The organism is Flavobacterium sp. 5, from assembly GCF_002813295.1.
Classification (GTDB): domain Bacteria; phylum Bacteroidota; class Bacteroidia; order Flavobacteriales; family Flavobacteriaceae; genus Flavobacterium.
Window position 1 is genome coordinate 3,864,540 of record NZ_PHUE01000001.1, and the last position, 20,841, is coordinate 3,885,380.

Sequence of the window (20,841 nt, forward strand, 5' to 3'; positions counted from 1 at the left end):
TGTTAATAGAAAAAGAGGTCGTAGTTTTGAGCGGAAGGAATTAGTAATGAAGGGGAGGTAAAGCTTTTGAAATATTGAGTTTGTGCTGTATTTATAAATTAATGTGAACCCGTTGGGTGCAATTAAATTATTTGATTTTTAATATTATTTATTGGTCTGTCAAATATAAATTTATTGACATATTGTATTAATGTTAATGATGCTATTTTTGCCAATATTCTAGTTTTAAATCCTTCAAAAGTTTTTGCATAATTTCTTCTGATTAAAAATTGGTCGCATAATTGAGAAAATAATGTTTCGATTCTTTTTCTTGATTTTCTAAAAATATACGGTTGTGGTTTATAATTTTTTTGATTAATTCGTTTTGGTGTTTCCAATTTGATATTTACTGTTTGAAATAAATCCAATTGAATCGTTTCTGACAGATATCCTCTATCCCCAAGAATCACACAATCAGACATTTGTTGTTTTATGTTTTTTAAAAAATTTACATCATGAACTTCTGCTTTTGTAATATCTAATGAATGAAAAACTCCAGTAACTGAACAAACTCCATGAAGTTTATAACCATAAAACCAGCTGTTTTGAGAAGCACAAAATCCTTTTGTAGGTGCAGTTTCAAATTCATTTTTACAGATTTTGATTCGGTTATGACGAGAAAATTTACAGATTTCTAATGGCATGCTATCCACAATAAAATAATCTTCAAAATCAAGAAAATAAGATGCTAGTTTAATTCTAATTTCTTCAGAAAATAAAAACAATTTCCTCCTTCTTTTATTGAATTGACTTCGTTCTATTAGATTTGGAATTTCATTAGAATTTAGCTGCTTGAAAAGTGAATTTTCGCTGTCAATTGACATAAATTCAGCGGTTAAACTCAATGCAAAAACTTCTAAATCAGACATTTTATCTTTTCTTCCGATACCTGATTTGAATTCTAATTCACAATTCAACGAACTTATAACTTCTAAAACTCTTAGATAATTTTTTACTATATTTGACATAGATATTGTATTGTTTAGCGACATCAAGATGCTGAATTTTAGTATCTTGAACAATATCTAATCCCTATTTTTTACTTCAAATAATTACACCCAACGGGTTAATTACTAATTGTAGTTGATTAAAACGCTACTTTATTTATCTGAAAAAACTGTTTTCCAATCGTTTTTCATATCCACAACATGCCATTTGTTTTTGGCAGCGGCGTTTAATGAAGCATTGTCTTTTTCCTTATAGCTATATTCCCTAATAGAATCATTATGGTTTACTAACAATTGAAATGAAGGATATTTATTGCTTTGGCAATATTCAAGCATGGCAATATCTCCTGCACCGCCTTCATTACCGCAGGCAAATACTGGACGTTGCCCAATATGTAATTGTATTCCGACTGGTTTTGCCGTTTTATCATTAAAATGATCTAAAGCTGGCTCTCTTAAGATGGTACGATTAGCTTCGTCAAATTTGTATTTGAACGAAGTTCCGACTACCTGATCTTTTGGAATTCCATAAAAATCTAACGATATACTACGAACTAATTCAACTGTACCTCCAGTAACAATAAAGGTTTTAAAACCATTTGCTCTCAAATAAGTAAGCAATTCCAATTGTGGTTGATAACGTATTTGTTTTAAAGGAACATTTTTGCCAGGGAATTTTGTGATGGCAGCAAAATCTTTTGCATCCGCTTCAAAAGCATCTTCTGTTGTTCCAGTATGTGTAGCTGCAACAAGTTCTATCAATGCTTTTTCGCCTCCTTTTTCAAAATAGGTTTTGTCTTTCTCGACTACTGCTTTAAAAGGTTGTTTTTTGGCTAATTCAGGATTGGCTTCTACCATTTTTTTGACACGATAAAAAGCAAATAATTCCTGTACATAAGGCTTTTCAGCCCAAAGAGTTCCATCATTATCAAAAGTGGCAATTCTGTTTTCAACAGGAATAAAATCGGGACTTCCTTCTTTGGTTACTTTTTCTATATAAGCGATAATATCACTTTTTAAGGCTCCATCATTCCAACTTGGTAATGGATCTCCAACGATAGTAGTTTCTGATGGTTTGCTATCAGTAGTAGGTGTTACAGTTTCTGATTTTTTACAGGATATAAATAGGAATACGCCAAGTAGTGGATAAAATATCTTTCTGTTCATAATTTTTTATCTTTTTTAGTTAAAAGCATAAAGGTTCAGATTGATGATACAATCCAAACCTTATACTGTTTTAAGATTGTTGTTTTTTCGTGTGTATCAACAAGGCAATTTTTATTTACTTAATTTTTTGTTGTTGGAGTCATTTTTCTCATTATTTCATCTAAGTTGAAACTTGCTGGTTTTTGTCTTGGAGGAAATTGTTTGAAACTAGCCATCCAATTTGCAACGTATGCTGTCGCTCCGTATGTAAGGTAAACATGGTGAACCATCCAATCAGTATATTCGAATGAAGAAGGTCCTCGTTCAAATGGATCTGCAAGTAAGTCGTATATCCTTGGCACCCTAAGTTTTGTGTAATCTCTAGCCCAAATATCAATTCCCTCATGATATTGCTCAATGAATGAAATTTTCCAACGTTGGTAGCGAAGTGCAAAAAAGTCGCCATCGTCACTCCAATACACAAATTCTTTACGTGGATCTTCTTTTACATCTCCTTTTAGGAATGGCAACATATTATAACCATCGAGGTGAACTTTATACGTTTTACCATTCATAGTATATCCGTTCAAACATTTTTCAACTACGTCAGTCTGACCAGCTGCAGCACAAAGCGTAGGAATAACATCTTCATGAGCGAAGATGTCATTAGAAATAGATCCGGGCTTGGTTACTCCAGGCCAACGAATTAATGTAGGAGCTCTATAGCCTCCTTCCCAGTTGGTGGCTTTTTCTCCACGGAATGGTGTACTTCCCCCATCGGGCCATGTCATCATCTCAGCACCATTATCTGTTGTAAAAATCACAATGGTATTGTCGGCTATGCCAAGATCATCTATTTTTTTTAAGAGCTTGCCTACATTGTCGTCAAGTTCTGTCATAGCATCTGCTTCTAGTCCAAAACCTGTTTTTCCTTGGTAAGCAGGGCTAAGATGTGTGTTGATATGGCATCTTGTAGAATTATAATAACAGAAGAAAGGTTTTCCTGATTTGGATTGCTTATCCATATAGTCAATGGCAGCTGTAGTGAATTCAGTATCTATAGTTTCCATACGCTTTATAGTTAGCGCACCAGTATCTTCAATTTTTTGCTTTCCTATAGGGCCAAATTTTCCTTGTACAGTAGCGTCGTTTGAGGTTGTGGCATAAGAATGCATTACACCACGCGGACCAAACATCTCCTTGTATTTTGGATCTTTAGGATAATCAGGATCTTCTGGTTCTTCTTCGGCATTGAGGTGATAGAGATTGCCGAAGAACTCATCAAATCCATGAGCCGTTGGCAGGAATTTGTTCAAATCACCCAAATGATTTTTGCCAAACTGACCTGTAGAATAACCAAGTGCTTTTAGGAATTCTGCTATAGAAGGATCTTCCGCACTTAGGCCAATATCAGAACCCGGGATTCCTACTTTGGTGAGTCCTGTACGAATAGGTGATTGTCCTGTGACAAAAGCTGCGCGACCAGCGGTACAGCTTTGTTGCGCATACCAAGTATTGAATTTCATTCCTTCTTTAGCGATTCGGTCAATATTTGGTGTCATATATCCCATCATGCCCTGGTTGTAACAACTGGTGTTAAACCATCCAATATCATCACCCATTATAATGAGGATGTTTGGTTTTTTTGTGCTGTAATAGTATGAACTATCACTAACATCAATATTGTCAAAAAGTTTGTTTTTTTCATAATCGGTGAAAAATTAAGTTAATTACTGAAAAAGTATAAAGGTTCAGATTGATAATACAATCCGAACCTTTATTATTTATTGTGGTTTATTTTTTCTTTTTATCGGCAGCAGGTTCGGGTTGTCCATTTTCTTTAGATAAAATGTTTTTCTCGATATACTGTTTTGCTTTAATATCTTTTATGGTTTCTTCCATAATAGTATAAGCAGAGAAACTTGGTGGAATTGAGCGAGGTGGAAATTCTTTGAAGGTTTCTGCAAATACTACAACATCCTGAATGGCTCCATACATTAATTGTACGTGGTTCATTTGCCAATCCCAGAAGGTGTTTGAGGTAATATCTGCTCTTTCAAAAGGATCTTGGAATAAATTGAATATCTTTTGTAAACGCAATTTGGTAAATGGCTCTGCCCAAACGCCTAATGTACCTCCTAAACGTTGTTCTGCAAAAACATATTTATAATCACCTTCACGTAATCCTACTAAAAGTCCGTCGTCATCTGTATAGAAGAATTTATCTCTGGCGCTTTTTGGTGTTTTGCCTCGAAGGAAATCACTTTGATCAAAACCATCCAAATGTACTTTGTAATTTTTGCCGTTTGCAGTGTATCCTGTTATTAGTTTTTTTACCAAATCAGGCTCTCCAGCAATGGACGCTAGAGTAGGCATCCAATCGTTGTGACTCATGATTTCATTAGTTACTGTTCCTGGTTTGATAACACCAGGCCAACGTACGATGCAAGGAACTCTATAAGCGCCTTCCCAGTTTGTATTTTTTTCTGAACGAAAAGGTGTCATGGCACCATCTGGCCAGGTATTCATGTGTGGGCCGTTGTCTGTAGAGTATACCACTATCGTATTATCAGCAATACCTAAATCATCTAAGGCTTTTAATATATCGCCAACAGTAATATCGTGTTCGATCATACCATCGATGTATTCGCTATCACCATGCGTATATTTTCCTCTGTGTTCTGCGCGTACGTGTGTACGAAGGTGCATACGTGTAGCATTAAACCAACAGAAAAATGGTTTGCCTGCCGAGTTTTGTCTTTTAATAAAGTCGATAGCAGCTGCTGACGTTTCATCATCAATAGTTTCCATTCTTTTTTTTGTAAGAGCACCTGTATCTTCAATTTTTTGTTTACCTACTTTTCCAAAACGTGCATCAGTTACAGTTGCGTCGTCAGTATTAGTAGCTGTACATTTTAAGACACCTCTTGGTCCGTATTTTTTTAGATATTCAGGATCTTTAGGATAGTCTGGTAATTCAGGCTCTTCTTCAGCATTTAAGTGATATAGATTGCCGAAGAATTCATCAAAACCATTTACAGTTGGTAAACTTTCGTTTCTGTCACCCACGTGATTTTTACCAAATTGCCCAGTTGTATAACCCAATTGTTTCATAATTCCACCAATGGAGGGGTCTAATTGGCTCATACCCATTGGGGCACCAGGAAAACCAACTTTAGTAAGTCCTGTACGAAGACCATGTTGCCCAGTTAGGAATGCAGCGCGTCCAGCCGTACAACTTTGTTCACCATAATAATGCAAAAATCGCTCACCTTCATTAGCCAAACGGTCAATATTAGGAGTTGTGTATCCCATGACACCATCGCTATAAGCACTAATGTTGGTTGTACCAATATCATCACCCCAAATAATCAGGATGTTTGGTTTTTTTTGTGCGCAAATAGTATGTACTACCACTAATAGCAATACTGTCAAGAAGTTTGTTTTTTTCATAATTGGTAAAAAATTAAATTGATTAAATTAATTAGTAACAAAAACGCAGGTTAAATCTATCGGTAAAAATTAGGGTAGGGGTGTAGAATAATTAATTTCTACAGTTTAAGAAGTATTGTTAAATAGGAGCGGAGTATTCATTTTTATTAATTTTTTAAGTGTTTTTAATAAAAAAAATAATATAACTTATTCAAATATAAGTAATTATATGTTTCTCTTGTAGAAAAATATAAAATATTTATCTTACAAGAATTACTTTTATTTATTTTGAATGTTTGTTTTTGAAATAGATAAGTGTTCTGGATCTATTTTTTGTCTTGCACACATCGAAAACCAATATGTGAAGCTCCAGAATCATAAGCTGTTCCTCTACGTGCCGCAGGACGGAAGTTTGTACAATAATTATCCGTACAAAGGAATGAGCCTCCTTTGGTTACTCGTTTGATGGCATAAGGCTCAGAAGGGTCATACCATTTTTCAGGTCCTTTAGGGTTGTCTAAAGTTTTATTTTTATCTATTTTTTTATAATAGTCAGCATCGTACCAATCAGCACACCATTCCCAAGCGTTACCGATCATATCATATAAACCATATCCATTTGCAGGAAAACTTTCTACAGGAGAGGTTGTCTTAAATCCGTCTTCAGCAATACCTCCTTCAGGAAATTTACCTTGGAATGTGTTTGCCATAATTTTTCCATCACACTTAAACTGATCTCCCCAGGCATATCGTTTTTGGGCTAATCCACCTCGCGCAGCAAATTCCCACTCAGCTTCTGTTGGAAGTCTTTTTTTAGCCCATTTGCAATACGCTAGAGCATCATCATAAGCGATTTGTACTACGGGATGATTCATACGATCCGTTATATTGCTTTTTGGTCCTTCTGGATGTTTCCAATCTGCTCCTGGTACAAATGACCACCATTGAAATATATCATCCTCCGTTACTTTATGGTTCGGAGGAGTAAATACTAAAGATGCAGGAATTAGTTCTGCCTCAGTAGGTTTTGGGGTTCCAGGAGGCACTTGTTTTTTAATTTGGTTCCAATCTGGTTTTTTTTCGGCAATAGTTACATATCCTGTAGCATCTACAAATTTTTTGAATTGTGTGTTTGTTACTTCAGTTACATCCATAAAAAAACCATTAACACGAACAGGATGTGATGGTTTTTCTGGAGCATAAGCTTCTTCTTCATCTGTACCCATCATAAATTCATTTCCAGGAATCCATACCATGCCTTCTGGAGCAGCTACTTTTGTAGCAAAACGAGATGGAGTTTTTTCACAACTTAAAGTATTAGTATCAGAAGCGCTTGCAGAAGTTGTTTTTTTTTCAAGTTTAGAGTCTTGTTGTTTACAAGAATTGAAACTAATTATAATAATAAATACTAAAAATTGAAACTGCTTCATTTTGGGTGATTTTAAGGTAACAATTGTATATTTGATTATTAAAATAGTGGAAAAGTCATACACAAACTTACTTAAACAAAATGTAATATCCTAATTATATTATGGTTAAGTAATTGTCTTTATTTGATTTCTTTTTGCATTATGTTTAATTCATTTTCAAGTTTATCGAAGTTTTCTTCATTTTTGTCAATCACAAAAGGCTTTAGTTTGTTGCATTCTTCAACTGAACTAAAAAGCATTTTAAAAACGATTTTTGTTTTCTCTTCAGATACTTGTTCAAATGTTGTCAATATCTGAAATAGTGGTTTGGAATGACGTTTCCATGCAATTAATGAGGGTTTCTCTATTTTGATAAATTCACATTCATTAGCGTAATTTCCTTTGTCTGGTCCATGCATAATGAAGCTCCATTTTCCACCTACTTGGAAATCAAATTCATTAAAAGTGTTTGTGAAACCTGTTGGGCCCCACCATTTTTTTAGATGGTCTGGTTCTGACCAGGCTCTATAAACTAATTCTCTTGAGAAGTTTACAATTCTAGTGCTTACAATTTCAGAGTCTGGGGTTGTTGTTATGATTTCTGTAGCCATTTGGAATTGTTTTAATTATTAATCTGAACTCGATTATTAATATGTTTTTATATTTCGCTCCTATGGAACTCTGGTATAATAAGCTGTTATTTATTTCTATAAATATCCTGTCACTCTGTGACTAAATTCAATGTTGGTTAAGAAACTTTAGCTCCATAAGAGCATACTATTTATAGATTTATAGAAGTTCAAAATGGCAGTGTTTTTTAAGCTCCATCGGAGCTACATCTATTTTAATAATCGAGCTCAGGTTATTACTTCTTTTATTTGTTTATTGAATTTTTGAAGGCAATCGTAAATTTAGTAAATTCTTTTTTTGTTCTATCGTCTATAAAATCACCTTGCTCGTTTATCTTTCCTTTTATTCCTTGAATTAATAATGTTGTTTCGTTGATGAATTTTGTCATGACAGTTTTCATAATCAATTGTAATTCTTCGTGGCCTTTTTGACCACTTGCAGAAGCAGTTATAAGTCCGATTGGTTTGTCTGTGAAAACTGTTGTAGAAACACACCATTCAATTGCGTTTTTCAGCCCGCTTGGAATACTAAAAACATATTCGGGAGTACAAATTACGATTCCGTCTGAATTTTCAATATTCTTTCTAAATTCAACTATTTCTTTAGGAGGATTGTCTGCTGAAAGCTCTGGGTCAAAATGGGGAAGTGTTTTTAAGTCTTTAAAAATGGTTAAATTAAAGTAGTCTTCAGTTAATGTAGCAAAATTGTTTACAAGTTTCTCGTTTGCCGAATTATTGCTTGCACTTCCTATAATTATAAATATATTTTTCTTGTCTGTCATCTTTTTTGCTGATCAGTTCCTTATTCTATTGAGTTTTGAAATCGAAGTAGAAATTTTTTGTGATGTATTTTTTAATTGGTTTCAGCAATTTGTTTTAGCATTTGCAAAATTGGATTCTCTTCACCTTGCTCACTTTCCTGAACTGCATTTGGTCTCTTGTCTTCTTGTGTTATTTCAAGAAGTGTCTGTTCGTTATCGGATGACAAAGTGTAAATCATTTCAAAATAATTTTCAGGTCTGTCTTCTAGTTCAGGTCTGGGTGCAAATAGAGAGTATCGCAATTTTTCAGTAGGTGTAAATTCTAAAACGGTTCCCCATTGTTCAAATATTTTGTCTTCCCATTCGGTTACAAATCGTATAGAACTTCCAACTTCCCAAGTGGTTTGTAATTTGCTTCCATACTGCCATAGCTTCACAAATTCGGCTTTGGTCAAGGTGTCCCATACTTTTTGTTTTGATGCATTGATTTTTATTCTAGAAATATTAGCTGCCATATTTTAAGTTTTAATGATTTTTTGAAATTCCTTTTAGTTATAGAGTTAATTTCAAATTTAATAAAATAATCGTTTTGGAATGTGTCGATAATATGTCAAATTTATTTTAGAAGTAATTATTTTGTTTTTTTAAAGACAAAAAAAAGCTCTGAAATTTATCTCAGAGCTTATTTGTATCAGCAAAATGATTGTATTATAACTTCACCGTTAGTCCAATTGCAGGAGACAGGCCAGAAACATTTCCGCCGGCAATCTCTACGTATACACCCCATTTATCATTCCAGAACCAACGTCCTCCAACTTGTAGACCAAGGTTAATGTCACTTTCATCGTTATCATTATCGCCCATATAAACTGAATAACCAAGATTTGCACCTCCATAAACATCCCATGCGGGATCTGTGATTTCAAATACATTATCAAAATAATAGTTGGCCTTAACTCCTATGTTTAACCAATCAAGGTCAAAATTGGTTCCAATTCCGGGAGCAATGGTAATATCTTTATGGACAGGGATTTCATAATTAATACCTAAAAGCCCAAAGTTTAATTCTTGTCGGGCCTGTCCAAATACATTTGCAAAACTGAATGATAGTGCAAAAACAAATAATAATGTTATTTTTTTCATGATGTTTTTGATTTAAAAGGTTATAAACAAATGTAAATATATTTTTTTTAACATATTTGTAATTTGCTTATTTAGTGTGAATTATGTAACTTTTAATGATTTAAATAATACAATTGTCATTAGAATTAAAAATTTTATTAAAAATAAAATGAATATATTAGTATTGGTACTATTGAGATAAAGAACATCTCGTTTTGTGATTTGATAAAAAACAAAAGATGCAGAAAAAATAAATTTGAAAGTATTTAAAATGTCGTTATGCAACAGTACTCTATCTAGTTAACTGTCTGTTGGATTAATGATATCTCTATATCTGTTTTTCAGTAGAAAATTGGCTTCAATTTTTCGATTACATAATATTGCATTTGAATTCTGGTAGAAAAAGTTGAAAGTATGAAAGTCCGCACAGACTAGTAATTTTAATTATTGTTTTTATCTTCCAAATGTTTCTCCAATTCTAAAAGTCAAGCTATAATCATCCCTTCCTACACCAGCATCAAAACCAATATTAACATGCATTGAAGGAATCAGTTTGTACCGTATTCCGGCACCTATACCAGGTAATAATTGAGAACTAAAAACATCACTAAATTTATTTACTGCCGACGCGACACCAAGAAATCCAACAGCACCGAATTTTGATTTATTAAACATCCATCGGTATTCGGATTGAACAGCATAAACCTGATTACCTCTGTATTTTCCTTGTGAATATCCTCTTAAATCATCTCGACCTACAACTGACTGCCCTTGAAATGGTACTTCACCAGTCCCAATTTCTGAATAAAAACGACCTAATAATATATGTCTTTTGTCTTCTTTAAGGGCGAAAAATTGAGTGTAATTTAATTGGAATTTAACAAATTCACTGTCGCTGCCTACCCAATCACGATAAAACTGATTTTTGAAATTCATAAAAATACCTTTGGTAGGGAAAAGTACATTGTCTCTATTGTCCTGACTGATTACATAACCAATGTTATTTAGTTTTTTTACATCGAGTGAATCGTTCTTTGCAGTAAAATAGGTTTTGGTATTATTGTACTCCAAATAGAGTCCTGCGTAAAACCTTTTCCAAACATTGTATTGCACTTGAGTCAATGCCATTGTAATGTCATTACTATAGTCTTCATATTCACCAGCATTGTTATCAGCCTCAGTATTAAAATATTGATAATTAATATTTCCTTTGAATAAAAATGCCTTAATACGCCATTTATCTTCTTTTAAGTAAAGAATTTCACCAACACCTGCCATCCAAGTTTTCTCCTGAGTATAAATTCCCATTGCAATTGTGCTTGATTTTGGCGATATGGTATCTTTTTTATTTACTCTATAAAAAGCTTGTGCCATGGCACCGGCTATAAAGCCTTGAGTTCTGTTGTAATTAATAAGTGGAACGGCTGCAAATCTTATTTTCTTAACAGTATCTGATTTGGTTTGTGCAAATGTGATTTGTGTCGTAAATAATACAACAGCCAATAGAATAAGTTGTTGAAAGTTTTTTATCATTTCCTTTTTTTATGAAACATTATTAAATTGTTCAATCTTGTATTCTATGGTTATATAATGTCAGTCTATCTGCCTTAGGTTGAGATTGTAGTGTCTCGGTTTTAATTGTTTTTTCTTTGTTAAAGATACTAGTTTTTTTATTGAGACAAAGTCGAAATTCAGATTTGCACATAAAAAAATGACAATTGAAATGAGATGTCAGGGTTTTAAAATGTCATGTTGTCATATTGTTTTTGGTCAATTTTAGTATAAACTGACAATTTATTCGTATTTCTTTATCTTGGCATAAAGATTGACTATTGCATCTCGAGTTATTAAATCGAGTATACAATAAAAATTAAATATATTAAAAATGGGTAAAATAATCGGAATTGATTTAGGTACTACAAACTCTTGTGTTTCTGTAATGGAAGGTAATGAAGCAGTTGTTATTCCTAATGCAGAAGGAAAAAGAACTACACCATCTATCATCGCTTTTGTTGAAGGTGGAGAGATTAAAGTGGGAGATCCTGCTAAAAGACAAGCAGTAACTAATCCAACTAAGACTATTGCTTCTATCAAACGTTTTATGGGTCACACTTTTGCTGAAACTACAAATGAAGCAAAAAGAGTTTCTTATTCAGTTGTAAAAGGAGATAACAATACACCACGTGTTGACATTGATGGTCGTTTGTACTCTGCTCAAGAATTGTCAGCTATGACACTTCAAAAAATGAAAAAAACTGCTGAAGACTATTTAGGTCAAACAGTTACTGAAGCGGTTATTACTGTTCCTGCTTACTTTAATGATGCACAACGTCAAGCTACGAAAGAAGCTGGAGAGATTGCTGGTCTTAAAGTTATGCGTATCATCAATGAGCCAACTGCAGCTGCACTTGCTTACGGATTAGATAAAAAAGGAACTGATCAAAAAATTGCTGTTTACGATTTAGGTGGAGGTACTTTTGATATCTCTGTTCTTGAATTAGGAGACGGTGTATTCGAAGTATTGTCTACAAATGGTGATACTCACCTTGGAGGAGATGATTTTGACCACGAAATTATTGACTGGTTAGCTGACGAATTTAAAGCTGAAGAAGGTATCGATTTACGTCTTGACCCAATGTCATTACAACGTATTAAAGAAGCTGCTGAAAAAGCTAAAATTGAATTGTCATCTTCTGCTGAAACTGAAATCAACTTACCTTACGTAACTGCTACAGCTTCAGGACCAAAACACTTAGTTAAAAAATTAACTAGAGCTCAATTTGAAAAATTAACTGATTCTTTAGTAAAACGTTCTATGGAGCCAGTTGCTAAAGCATTAAAAGATGCAGGTTTAACTGTTTCTGATATTGACGAAGTTATCTTGGTTGGAGGTTCTACTCGTATGCCAAGAATCGCTGACGAAGTTGAAAAATTCTTCGGTAAAAAAGCGTCTAAAGGAGTTAACCCTGATGAGGTTGTTGCAATTGGAGCAGCTATTCAAGGTGGAGTTCTTTCTGGAGATGTAAAAGATGTATTGTTATTAGACGTTACACCTTTATCTTTAGGTATCGAAACTATGGGTGGAGTTATGACTATCTTAATTGAGTCTAATACTACTATTCCAACTAAAAAATCTCAAGTATTCTCTACTGCTGCAGATTCTCAACCAACAGTTGAATTGCACGTATTGCAAGGAGCTAGAGCAATGGCTGTAGATAACAAAACTATCGGTCGTTTCAACTTAGATGGTATTCCACCAGCACCAAGAGGAGTTCCTCAAATTGAAGTAACTTTTGATATTGATGCTAATGGTATCATCAAAGTTTCTGCAACTGATAAAGGAACTGGAAAATCTCACGATATCCGTATCGAAGCTTCTTCTGGATTAACAGCTGATGAAATCGAGAAAATGAAAAAAGATGCTGAAGCTAACGCTGAGTATGACAAAATCGCTAGAGAAAAAGCTGAAAAATTGAACGAAGCAGACGGAATGATCTTCCAAACTGAGTCTCAATTGAAAGAACTTGGAGCTAAATTATCTGATGATAATAAAGTAGCTATCGAGTACGCTTTGACTGAATTGAGAATGGCTCACCAATCTCAAGACATTCCAGCTATTCAAACTGCTCTTGACAACATCAATGCAGCTTGGAAAACAGCTACAGAAGCTATGTATGCTCAAGGAGAACAAGGTCAAGCTGCTTCTGAGCCACAAGCTCAATCTCAAGGAGACAATGTTGAAGACGTTGAATTCGAAGAAGTAAAATAATTTACTTTTTAGTTTATAAATTAAAACCGAGTCAGAAATGGCTCGGTTTTTTTGTGGAATAAATCAAATAATTAACAATTTCAAAACCAAATTTCGATTTAATAGTATTGATTTTTTTTGTAATATTACTATACAAAATAGTTTATGAGAAAGATTAAATACAAGAAAGGGAAACGCCTACAGCCCTATAGTCTCGAATATACAGGTCTGCACAAAGACAAAGAGATTGAAATGCAATTGTTTGTTTATGATGATTGTACGGTTGCTGAATATGAGAATGGTACCATTGATAATTTAGAAAAACACATTGATTTAAGTAAGAACAATTGGTTGAATATTCATGGATTAAGTGATGTTGATTTGCTTAAAGATGTTGCTGAATATTTTGATATTAACAACTTTATGTTGGCTGATATTTTAAATACAAGCAAAAGAACCAAATTGGAAGAGGAAAGAGAGGTTTTGTTTTTTAATATAAAATCGATTTTACCTTCAGAAAGTTCAGATAATATTCGGGTTGAACAAATTAGTTTTTTGTTAAAAAAAGGAATTCTAATTTCTTTTCAGGAAAAAAGAAGTGATTTTTTTACTCACATAAGAGAACGTATCCGAACCAATTCAGGAATCGTTCGAACTAAGAAATCAGATTATTTATTGTATATTTTACTGGATGCAATTATTGGAAATTTCTACATAACACTAGAGGCTGAAGAGGATAAAATAGAAGAATTGATTGATTGTGCTAAAAATAGTGCGGACCCTATCATCTTGGAAAAAATTGAAAAGCACAGAGATAATTTTAATTTCTTAAAACGTTCTATTATTCCGCTTCGAGATTCTTTGTATGATATTAAAAGTATTCAGGAGGATACTGTTTTTGATGAAATTGAATCGGATAATTTTAGTTTTTTTGCCCGTTTACACCAAAAATGTTTAGAACTTTTGGAGCAAATTGAATCGGATATGGGTTCATTAGAAAGCGCCTCTAATTTCTTTTTTGCTGCACAATCGCACAAAATGAATGAGATTATGAAAACCTTGACTGTTATTTCGGCTGTTTTTATTCCGCTGACTTTTATTGTTGGAGTTTACGGGATGAATTTTGATAATATGCCTGAATTGAGATTTGAAAATGGTTATTATTATGTCATAGGTTTTATGTTTTTGACCGTAATTGGAATGGTTATTTATTTTAAAAAAAGAAATTGGTTTTAATCGTATCTGATAATTAACTTTATCATTTAAAACTGATTTTGGTCATATTTATAAGGAAATTAAACTTCTAATTTTGCAAATAATATAAAATATCAAAATATAAAATTTATAATATGAAAAAAGCTATATATATCGCAACTATTGAAGAGAATTGCGGCAAGACAATAATTACTTTAGGATTATTGAGAATGCTTTTGGGAAGGACTGCAAAAGTAGGTTATTTTAGACCTATTATTGAAGATAATGAAGAAGGAAAAAAAGATACACACATTGAGACGGTTATTTCATATTTTGATTTAGATATTAAATACGAAGATGCATATGCTATTACCAAGAGTAAATTAATCAAGAAAAAAAATAATGGTAAATTAGGTGAGGTAGTTGATTTAATTATTGAAAAATACAAACAATTAGAAGATCGATTTGATTTTATTTTGGTTGAAGGAACTAGTTTTACAGGAGAAGGTACTGTTATAGAATTGGATATGAATGTTTTGATTGCTAAAAATCTAGGTGTTCCTACTATAATTGTTGGTTCTGGAGAAGGAAAAACTCTAGATGAATTAATCGATAATTTAAATTTAGCATATAATTCATTTAAAATTAAAGAGGTGGAAGTATTAGCTGTAATTGCCAATAAAGTACAGCCAGAAAATATTGAGCTGGTAACTACTAGTTTACAAAAAAGCTTGCCATCATCAATTCTGATCAATTCAATACCTTTGATAGGAAGCTTAAACAATCCCACAATACATGAAATAGTAGAGATGCTGGATGCTGAAATATTATTTGGACATGAATATTTGAATAATCAGATTGGAAGCTATAGTATTGGAGCAATGCAATTATGCAATTATTTATTGCATCTTAAAGAGAATGGACTTATTATCACTCCAGGCGACAGAGCCGATATTATTCTGGGAGCATTACAGGCAAATGAATCTGCCAATTACCCTGCAGTTTCAGGAATTGTATTGACTGGTAATATCACTCCAGAAGATAGTATTATGAAGTTAATAGAAGGGCTTTCTTCTGTAGTGCCAATCATTACTGTTGAAGGAGGAACTTATCATATTGCAAATAAAATTGGAGGCATTAAATCTAAAATCTACCCTGATAATCTCCAAAAAATTGAGACATCTATTAATACATTTGATAAATATGTTGATTTAGATGTTTTAATAGATAAGTTTAATGCTTTTGAGGCTGAAGGAATGACGCCTAAAATGTTTCAATATAACTTGGTAAAGAGAGCTAAAGCACATAGAAAGCACATTGTTTTACCCGAAGGAAATGATGAAAGAATTATCATAGCAGCTGCGCGTTTGCAAGCCATGGATGTTGTTGATTTATCAATTATTGGAAATAAAAAACAAATTGAAAGTAAAGTGGCTGAATTAGGCTTGGAGTTTGATTTTTCAAGAATTCCCATTATAAATCCAATAGAATCTGAGTTATATGAGGATTATGTAAATACGTATTATGAACTGAGAAAAGCCAAAAATGTAACACTTGGTATGGCAAGGGATTTGATGGAAGATGTCTCTTATTTTGGTACTATGATGGTGTATAAAGGACATGCAGATGGAATGGTTTCTGGTGCTGCACATACGACTCAACATACTATTTTACCAGCGTTACAATTTATTAAAACCAAGCCAAACTCCTCTGTAGTTTCCTCTATATTTTTCATGTGTCTAGAGGATCGTGTTTCTATTTTTGGGGATTGTGCTATTAATCCAAATCCTACGGCTGAACAATTGGCAGAAATAGCTATTTCATCTGCTGATTCCAGTATTGGCTTCGGAATTGAACCTAAAATTGCAATGTTGTCGTACTCTTCTGGTTCCTCTGGAAAAGGAGATGAGGTTGATAAAGTGAGAGCTGCAACTGAGATAGTGAAACAAAAACGTCCTGATTTGAAAATTGAAGGACCAATTCAATACGATGCTGCAGTCGATTTGGAAGTAGGACAAAGTAAAATGCCAAATTCAGAGGTTGCAGGTCACGCTAGTGTATTAATTTTCCCTGATTTGAATACAGGAAATAATACCTATAAAGCCGTTCAAAGAGAAACAGGGGCATTGGCAATTGGACCAATGCTACAAGGATTGAATAAACCTGTAAATGACTTAAGTCGTGGTTGTACAATTGATGATATTATAAACACGGTTGTCATTACAGCTATTCAGGCACAGGGATTGTAAAAAAAAAGTTCCTAAGATTTGAAAATAAAAATATAGGGTCTTAGTGACTCAAAATAAAAACTCAGATTCATAGAAACTTAGAATCTTTAAAAAATAAAATATGAAAGTAGTAATTATAAACTCAGGGAGTTCTTCTATAAAATATCAATTAATTGAAATGCCTGCAGGCGAAGTGATTTGTTCTGGAATGATTGACAGAATAGGGTTGGAGACCTCCAATTTTACTTATGTGACCAAAGCTATCAAAATAGAGGAAATTCTTCCAATTGCCAATCATAAAATTGGGCTTAATAAAATAGCCCAATTATTAATGGATGAAGATAATGGAGTTATAAAAAGCACTAAAGAAATTGAAGCCGTAGGGCACAGAGTGGTGCATGGTGGAAGCTCTTTTTCTGATCCAACTTTGATTACTCCAGAAGTTAAAGAAGAAATAAGAAAATTATGTGATATAGCTCCTTTGCACAATCCAGCACATCTTCAAGGAATTATTGTTGCGGAAGAAATTTTTGTTGAAGCCAAACAAATAGCTGTTTTTGATACTGCTTTTCATCAGACAATGCCTGAATTAGCTTATAAATATGCTATTCCTACTCATTTTTTAGCAGAAAATAAACTTAGAGTATATGGCTTTCATGGAACTTCTCATAAATACGTTTCAGAAAAGGCAATTCAATATCTGAAATCATTAAATAAACCTCATAGAAATATAATCACTGTGCATTTGGGTAATGGCTGTAGCATTACCGCTGTGAAAGATGGGAAATGTATTGATACCTCAATGGGCTTTACACCAATTAGCGGATTGATTATGGGAACTCGAAGCGGTGATATTGATCCATCTGTTTTGTTTTATATGATGAAAGCATTAAATTATACTGTAGATGAAGTTAGTACTTTATTGCAAAAACAAAGCGGAATGCTTGGTTTAACAGGATATAGCGATTTGAGAGATATTCAATCAAATGCCGAAAAAGGAAATAAAGATTGTCAATTGGCTTTAGAAATGAATGCGTATCGAATCAAAAAATATATTGGTTCCTATGCAGCGGCTTTAAATGGTTTGGATGCTATTGTTTTTACTGCTGGAATTGGAGAAAATTCGGCTGAGATTAGAAAACTAGTGAGTACTGATATGGAGTTTTTTGGAATTGAATTAGATGATACTAAAAATGAAATTCGTTCTAAAGAAATTAGAGAAATCAATCTTCCTCAATCGAAAGCAAAAATTTTGGTTGTTCCTACCGATGAGGAAATTGAAATTGCGAATCAGGTATATGGTTTGCTTTTGAATTAAAATAAAATAAAATAAAATAAACGTTCAATTAAAGCTTCTGTATTCAGAGGCTTTTTTTGTGGTTTTAATTGAAGAATTGTAATTATATTTGATAAAAAAACTTCATATTTTGAAAGCCAAACTTCTCTATATATTTATTTTTAGTTTTATATCTCTACATCTTGCGGCTCAAGAGTTGCTTCCTTTTGTTGAAAATTACAGCAAATCAAATTATCAGGGTGATAATCAAATTTGGAATGTAGTTCAAGGGAAAGACAATGCCATGTATTTTGCCAATAATAACTATTTATTGCGATATGATGGTGTAAAATGGGAAAAATACACATTACCCAATAAAACAATAATTCGATCGATAATGGTTGATGGTGATAAGATTTATTCGGGTTCTTATCAGGAGTTTGGCTATTGGTACCGAAAAAATGCCAAGATGCATTATGTCTCTATTTCGAAAGAAAAGAAAGTCTTTGATGAAAAGAATAATAATGATGAAATATGGAAGATATTTAAGTTTAATAACAAAATTTATTTTCAGTCCTTTAATGGGATCTTCATTTTTGATGGAAAAGTTATAAAAGAAAAAAAAATCCCTTTTTTAATTTCTTATTGTTTTGTTGTTGATAGTCAAATATTTATTGCTTCAGTCGAAAAAGGAATTTACAGACTAAATAATGGAGAGATTGAGAAAGTAGATGGATTGTCTCTTTTAGAGAAAAATGTGATTCATTCCATTCAGAAATATCAAGGGAAAACCTATTTTTTTACCAAAAAGCATGGGGTTTATGTCTTTGAAAATAATATTTTGACTCCTTGGAAAAATGGTTTAAATGAGATTTTGAAATCGGCTAATATAAATGTTGCTCAATTTATCAAAAATGATAAGTTGATTGTTGGTACAGCAAATAAAGGGGTTTATATTTTGGATTTGATTGATGGCGCTTGTAAGAATATTAATCGAAATAATGTCCTAATGAATAATTCTATTTTAAGTATTGGACAGGATAAAGAGAATGATTTATGGTTGGGTCTCGATAATGGAATTGCTCATATTGAGGTTAATTCTCCAATTTCAATATTTTATGATAGTTCTGGAATTTTAGGGTCAGTATATTCGGTAGCAAGCACTCCAAAAGGATACTTGATGGCTTCCAATCATGGAGTCTTTAAATATGAAGAAAAAGAACTTTCTTTAATTCCCAGCACTCAAGGACAAGCTTGGGTTATCAGTAAAATAAACGATCAATATCTTATTGGCCATAATGAAGGGACTTTTATTTATAAAAACGGTCAGTTTAGTAAATTGAGCGATATTAATGGAGGTTGGAACTTATCAAAGAGCGGGATCAATAATTCATATTTGCAAGCTACTTACAGCGGAATTATAATTTATGATGATCCTAATAATTTAAAACAAAAGGTTGCAATAAAAGGATTATTGAAACCAATAAAATATCTTGCTCAAAACAGGAAAAATGAAATTTGGGCAGCAGATATTAATAGAGGTTTGTATCGTATTTTATATAATGATGCCTATGAAACTAAAAAAGTTGATAATGTGACCCAACGCAGTAAAATAAACAATGATTTTGGTGTTAAAATATTTGAGTTTAGGAATGAAATTCTTTTTTTGATTAATAATTCATGGTACACATATAACTCCTTTACGAATGAACTGGAGTTGAATCAATTGTTTAATGAGAATTTTAAAAACGTATCGAATATTGTCTCTATCGATGAGAATCATTTTATGGTACTTCAGGACGGACTTTTGTATCATATTTATGCTCAGGGATCTAAATTTATTAGAAATAGTATTCAGGAGAAATACTATAAAGGAAAAATCATTAATGATAACCTGAAAGTATTTAAAGATAAAAACAATTATTTATTGAATCTTGATGATGGTTTTATATCATTGGATTTAAAATATAATACTAAAGAGAAAACTAATGTAAAAATTGAAGCTTTCAATAATGATATTTTGGTTGAAAATAATTCAAAAATCAAGCACAATTCAGAGTTAAGAATTAATGTTATATCGGGTATTTATGGAGCTTCGAAACCTGATTTATTTTACAGAATAAACGGTAAAAAAGAGTTTATTCCCATAAAAGAAGGTTTGATACTTTTGAATAACCTTAACAGCGGTTCTCATGATGTTACCATCTATAATAATGATGGCTTACATTATAACAAAATAACCAGTTTTCAATTTGTTGTAGCTAATGCTTGGTATTATTCAATTTGGATGATACTCGTTTATCTTATTGTGGTTGGGCTTATCTTGTATCTTTATTATAAATGGAATAAGATAAAATATATTCAAAAACTTAAATTACAAGAAGAAGAATTAAAGCATCAAAGAGAAATTCTGGAAATGGAACTGAAAGCCGAAAATGAATTAAATAGCCAGGAATATGAAAAACACATTCTGGAACTGGAATTACAATCAAAATCTTCGGAAGTAGCGGGTAAATCACTTTCTATTGCAAAACAAAGTGAAATGATTGAAAATATTCAAAAGATATTGGATACAGAATCCGATTTCAATAAACTAAAAAGCGAAATCAAAAAAGCTATAAAAATTAATGCAGTTAATAAACATGAGTGGGAGATTTTTGAAACGAATCTAAATCAAATTAATAATGAATTTATTATAGCCCTTTCAAAGAAATATCCAAATCTAACTTCAAAGGATATTAAGCTCTGTGTGTATCTCAAAATGAATCTTTCTTCCAAAGAAATTGCTCCTATGATGAATATTTCTTTCAGAGGAGTAGAGCTACATCGCTATCGTTTAAGGAAAAAATTGGGTCTACATCAAGAAGAAATGCTTTCTAAGTTTTTATTATCAATATAAAAGTGGCTATT

Annotated in this window: 15 protein-coding genes; 5 read left to right on the forward strand and 10 right to left on the reverse strand. The window is 32.5% G+C overall.

The genetic code is table 11. From position 1 onward, the window contains the following. Positions 1-122: 122 nt before the first annotated feature. The 10 genes from CLU82_RS16195 to CLU82_RS16240 all read right to left on the reverse strand — a co-directional run bounded on the left by CLU82_RS16195 (position 123) and on the right by CLU82_RS16240 (position 11,018). Complete coding sequence (locus CLU82_RS16195; protein WP_198520275.1) at positions 123-956, reverse strand: IS982 family transposase; 834 nt, start codon at positions 954-956, stop codon at positions 123-125. 183 nt (positions 957-1,139) lie between these two features. Further along, a complete protein-coding gene (locus CLU82_RS16200) occupies positions 1,140-2,153 on the reverse strand; it encodes an HAD family phosphatase (protein WP_100844070.1) in 1,014 nt (337 codons plus the stop codon). Positions 2,154-2,272: 119 nt separating this feature from the next. Further along, complete coding sequence (locus CLU82_RS16205; RefSeq protein ID WP_100844071.1) at positions 2,273-3,754, reverse strand: arylsulfatase; 1,482 nt, start codon at positions 3,752-3,754, stop codon at positions 2,273-2,275. A 172-nt stretch (positions 3,755-3,926) separates the two neighbouring features. Further along, entirely contained in the window at positions 3,927-5,585 is a 1,659-nt protein-coding gene (locus CLU82_RS16210) for an arylsulfatase (RefSeq protein WP_100844072.1), read from the reverse strand. 305 nt (positions 5,586-5,890) lie between these two features. Further along, a complete protein-coding gene (locus CLU82_RS16215; protein ID WP_100844073.1) occupies positions 5,891-6,994 on the reverse strand; it encodes a formylglycine-generating enzyme family protein in 1,104 nt (367 codons plus the stop codon). Positions 6,995-7,113: 119 nt separating this feature from the next. Next, a complete protein-coding gene (locus tag CLU82_RS16220; protein ID WP_100844074.1) occupies positions 7,114-7,584 on the reverse strand; it encodes an SRPBCC family protein in 471 nt (156 codons plus the stop codon). A 263-nt stretch (positions 7,585-7,847) separates the two neighbouring features. Beyond that, positions 7,848-8,384, reverse strand: a complete 537-nt coding sequence (locus CLU82_RS16225) for an NADPH-dependent FMN reductase (protein WP_100844075.1) — start codon at positions 8,382-8,384, stop codon at positions 7,848-7,850. Between the two features lie 71 nt (positions 8,385-8,455). After that, complete coding sequence (locus CLU82_RS16230) at positions 8,456-8,878, reverse strand: SRPBCC domain-containing protein (RefSeq protein WP_100844076.1); 423 nt, start codon at positions 8,876-8,878, stop codon at positions 8,456-8,458. A 193-nt stretch (positions 8,879-9,071) separates the two neighbouring features. After that, complete coding sequence (locus tag CLU82_RS16235) at positions 9,072-9,506, reverse strand: hypothetical protein (protein ID WP_100844077.1); 435 nt, start codon at positions 9,504-9,506, stop codon at positions 9,072-9,074. Positions 9,507-9,938: 432 nt separating this feature from the next. Continuing rightward, positions 9,939-11,018, reverse strand: coding sequence for a BamA/TamA family outer membrane protein (locus CLU82_RS16240; RefSeq protein ID WP_100844078.1), 1,080 nt, complete (start codon positions 11,016-11,018; stop codon positions 9,939-9,941). Positions 11,019-11,370: 352 nt separating this feature from the next. Between CLU82_RS16240 and dnaK the strand changes: the two genes are divergently transcribed. From dnaK to CLU82_RS16265, 5 genes are all read left to right on the forward strand, one after another. Continuing rightward, complete coding sequence (gene dnaK / locus CLU82_RS16245) at positions 11,371-13,254, forward strand: molecular chaperone DnaK (protein WP_100844079.1); 1,884 nt, start codon at positions 11,371-11,373, stop codon at positions 13,252-13,254. Positions 13,255-13,398: 144 nt separating this feature from the next. Further along, positions 13,399-14,469 (forward strand): magnesium/cobalt transporter CorA, encoded by a 1,071-nt coding sequence (corA, locus tag CLU82_RS16250; protein WP_100844080.1) that lies wholly within the window; start codon positions 13,399-13,401, stop codon positions 14,467-14,469. A gap of 113 nt (positions 14,470-14,582) precedes the next feature. Then, positions 14,583-16,676, forward strand: coding sequence for a phosphate acetyltransferase (gene pta / locus CLU82_RS16255; RefSeq protein ID WP_100844081.1), 2,094 nt, complete (start codon positions 14,583-14,585; stop codon positions 16,674-16,676). A gap of 100 nt (positions 16,677-16,776) precedes the next feature. Continuing rightward, the gene (locus CLU82_RS16260; RefSeq protein WP_100844082.1) at positions 16,777-17,973 is read left to right on the forward strand and encodes an acetate/propionate family kinase; all 1,197 of its coding nucleotides are present in this window, start codon (positions 16,777-16,779) and stop codon (positions 17,971-17,973) included. A 109-nt stretch (positions 17,974-18,082) separates the two neighbouring features. Continuing rightward, positions 18,083-20,830, forward strand: coding sequence for a histidine kinase (locus tag CLU82_RS16265; protein ID WP_100845058.1), 2,748 nt, complete (start codon positions 18,083-18,085; stop codon positions 20,828-20,830). The last annotated feature ends 11 nt before the right edge of the window (positions 20,831-20,841 follow it).